Source organism: Polaromonas sp. P1_E3, from assembly GCF_056405935.1.
On sequence record NZ_JBFUBD010000308.1, the window covers coordinates 1 to 3,292 of the forward strand.

The 3,292-nt window shown below is 61.6% G+C and carries 4 protein-coding genes; 2 read left to right on the top strand and 2 right to left on the bottom strand.

What is annotated here, in order from left to right; genetic code table 11:
• Together AC1D0Z_RS18330 and AC1D0Z_RS18335 are read right to left on the bottom strand one after the other, a co-directional pair.
• On the bottom strand, nucleotides 1-387 hold a 387-nt coding region (locus AC1D0Z_RS18330), incomplete at its 3' end, for an alpha/beta hydrolase fold domain-containing protein (RefSeq protein ID WP_477659628.1).
• The gene (locus AC1D0Z_RS18335) at nucleotides 387-1,253 is read right to left on the bottom strand and encodes a 2-keto-4-pentenoate hydratase (protein ID WP_477659629.1); all 867 of its coding nucleotides are present in this window, start codon (nucleotides 1,251-1,253) and stop codon (nucleotides 387-389) included. The genes AC1D0Z_RS18335 and AC1D0Z_RS18330, both read right to left, overlap by 1 nt.
• Before the next feature lie 99 nt (nucleotides 1,254-1,352).
• Here AC1D0Z_RS18335 and AC1D0Z_RS18340 point away from each other — a divergent pair, with 99 nt between their 5' ends.
• The gene (locus tag AC1D0Z_RS18340; RefSeq protein ID WP_477659630.1) at nucleotides 1,353-2,489 is read left to right on the top strand and encodes an iron-containing alcohol dehydrogenase; all 1,137 of its coding nucleotides are present in this window, start codon (nucleotides 1,353-1,355) and stop codon (nucleotides 2,487-2,489) included.
• A 356-nt stretch (nucleotides 2,490-2,845) separates the two neighbouring features.
• Nucleotides 2,846-3,292, top strand: a 447-nt coding sequence (locus AC1D0Z_RS18345; protein WP_477659631.1) for a porin, incomplete at its 3' end; no start/stop codon positions are given.

Sequence of the window (3,292 nt, forward strand, 5' to 3'; positions counted from 1 at the left end):
CTTGTATTCTGGCGCCAGCCTGTAGTCCACAGAAACAACGGCGCAGCCCGACAGGCGGCTGAGTTGCCGGCACAACACATCATGCGTTGCCACACTGCCGATGGTAAAGCCGCCGCCATGAAAATAAAGCAGCACCGGCAGGCGCTCCGCCGAGGGCGCGTAGAGCCGCGCCGGCAGGCGGTGGCCGTCCCTGGCCGGAATGGACAGGTCCTCGACCCTGCCCAATGCTGGCTTGGGAATTTCGAGCACACCGGCGCCTGCTTCGTAGGCCGCCTTGGCCGCTGCGGGTGTGAGCGTATGAAACGGCGGGCGATTGGCCCGCTTCATTCGGCTGAGCACGTCCCGCATGACCGGTGTCAGCAAGGTCTCGGAAGGAAGACGGCGCATTACTTGAAGGTTACCGACACAGGCGACGCGCCGGCCAACCCGGTGTAAGTGGCTGTGGCGGTGAGCCCTGCCCTGGGCGGCAGCAGCGGTGAAAACGAGCCCAGGCTGATCAGGTCGCCCGGTTTCATCGCAAGGCCTTCTTTAGCGAGGGCGCCGGTCAGCCAGACGACCGCGTTGAGGGGATGGCCCAGGATGTCGCCGCCCTTGCCTCTTCCCAGCTCGTTACCCGTGCCGTCTGCAAGAACCACGGTCATGTTTTCCAGCATGGCCAGCATGGCATAACGCTCTGCCCTTGTCGCCGGGACAGCAAGGGGCGTCCCCGCAACACCCAAACGGGCGCCGACATTGATGGCACTGACTGCCKGGCCGTTGAGCCGGGGCGGTGCCTGGACGACCAGGTCAGGCAATTCAATGAAGGGAATGACCTGGTCAATCGCCTCAAGCACGTCCATAGGCGTGCGGGCCTGGTTAATGGCTGCGCTTTTGACGCGAACCAGCATGTCGGCTTCAAAAAGCGGCCGGGCGCCAAACGCCGCGTCAACGGCGGATCCGCCGGGCAGAACCATGCCCTCGTATAACTTGCCCCAAACGGGCTGGTCGTAGTTAAAGCGTTTTTGTACCGCCGGATTGGTGAGGCCAGCCTTGTAGCCGATCACCTTGCCGTGGCGCTTTTCGAGCAGCGCATTGAGTTTGGCGCGTGTGCATGCGCCATCGGCTTCGCTGAGGCCTTCCGGGTTGCCCGCAGGCAGCCGGGCTGCGATCTTTTCCGCCATGTCGCCGACCTGCGCATCGCTGAGGCATTCGGCTTGGAGCGGGAAAGCCGCTATCGCCAATGTGACCAGCATCAGGGTTTGCTTGCAATTCATGGACGTCTCCAACTATTAAAGTAAGGTCAAGCCGATTGCGGCAAGATGGGCGGTGCAGAAAACCGCCCAGCATCGTACAACGCGAAAGACAGCAAAACCATGGCCTTTATCTATTACGTCACCCAGATCCAGTTTGAATTTGGCGCGGTCAAGCTGCTCAAACAGGAATGTGAGCGTGTCGGCATCACGCGCCCGCTCATCGTCACCGACCCCGGCGTCAAAGCCGCGGGTATTTTGCAGAAAGCGCTCGATGCGCTGCCTGGCGTGCAGGTGGCGGTATTTGACCAGACCCCTTCCAACCCGACCGAGGCGGCCGTTCGCGCAGCCGCGGCCCTGTACAAGTCTGCCGGCTGTGATGGCCTGATCGCGGTGGGTGGTGGTTCGGCCATTGACTGCGCCAAAGGCGTGGCGATTGCCGCCACCCATGAAGGTCCGCTCACAACCTACGCCACCATTGAAGGCGGTTCACTGAAGATCACGGACCGCGCGGCCCCCTTGATTGCGGTGCCCACCACCAGCGGCACCGGAAGCGAGGTCGCCCGGGGGGCCATCATCATCGTGGACGACCACCGCAAGCTCGGGTTCCATTCGTGGCATCTGGTGCCCAAAACGGCGATCTGCGATCCCGAACTCACCTTGGGGCTGCCGGCGAAACTGACGGCCGCCACCGRCATGGACGCCATCGCGCATTGCATGGAGACTTTCATGTCGGCCGCCTTCAATCCACCGGCTGACGGTATTGCCCTGGACGGCCTGGAGCGCGGCTGGGCCCACATCGAACGTGCGACACGCGACGGAAACGACCGCGACGCCCGCTTCAACCTGATGAGCGCGTCCATGCAGGGCGCCATGGCATTTCAGAAGGGACTGGGCTGCGTGCATTCGCTGAGCCACAGCCTGGGCGGAGTCGACCCGCGGCTGCATCACGGCACGCTTAACGCGATGTTTTTGCCGGCAGTGGTTCTCTTTAACGCCGAGGCCGAGTCCGTGCAAAAGGACAACCGGTTAAACCGTATGGCCCGTGCCATGGGGCTGACTTCGGGTAGCGACATTCCCGAAGCCATCCGGGACATGAATGCGCGCCTGGGTTTGCCCACGGGCCTGTCGGCCATGGGGGTGCAACGGGCGCAATTCAGCCGCATCATCGAAGGGGCGCTGGCCGATCATTGCCACAAGACAAACCCGCGCATCGCAAGTGCCGGGGAATACGAGGAAATCCTCGCCTCTTCGCTCTAGCCCTCGCCAGCGGCGGGCAGCCCACTCACCCTTGAGCGTGGTTCGCGGTTGATCAAGCCCAGACACCGCCTTGCGGCGGAAGGCGCATTGTCCGGCGCGCACTGCCGGTGACGTCACGGCATCGCAGCCGCGGGCGCTACACCCGGCAACAATTTTTTAATTACTTTTTATAACCATAAATTCGTGGACTGGCAAGAGACCATTTACTTATTTTTTATAACTAAAAAACCTTTAACCTCATGCCGTGATTAGCGATTTCACGCGATGTTTGCTGTCCGCAAACCACGGGTGCATGGGTTCTGTAGGGGTGCGCCGAATCGATAAGCACGCTTATATCAACAACATTAGGAGACCTGATGAAGACCAAACTATTTGCACTGTCCGTGCTGTCTGCTGCCAGTTGCGCCGCTCAGGCCCAAAGTTCCGTCACGCTGTACGGCGTGGTAGATACCTTCCTGGAAGTTGCATCTGCCGGCAACGGCAATGTGACGCGCATCTCCAGCGGCGGCGCCATGGGTTCGCGCTTCGGGTTTCGCGGCACGGAAGACCTCGGCGGTGGCCTGAAGGCAAATTTCGTGCTGGAAGCCGGGGTGCTCGTTGACACCGGCGCCGGTACCGGTACCGCCTTCAGCCCCACCAGCACCGTACCCACCGGTGCCAACTACATGTTTCAGCGCCTGGCCACGGTAGGTTTGAGCGGCGACTTCGGCGCCGTCAATCTTGGACGCCAGTACACACCGCATTTTGGAACCATGGCGGCATTCGATCCGGCCGGATTCACCATGTCGGGCGCCCTGAACTAT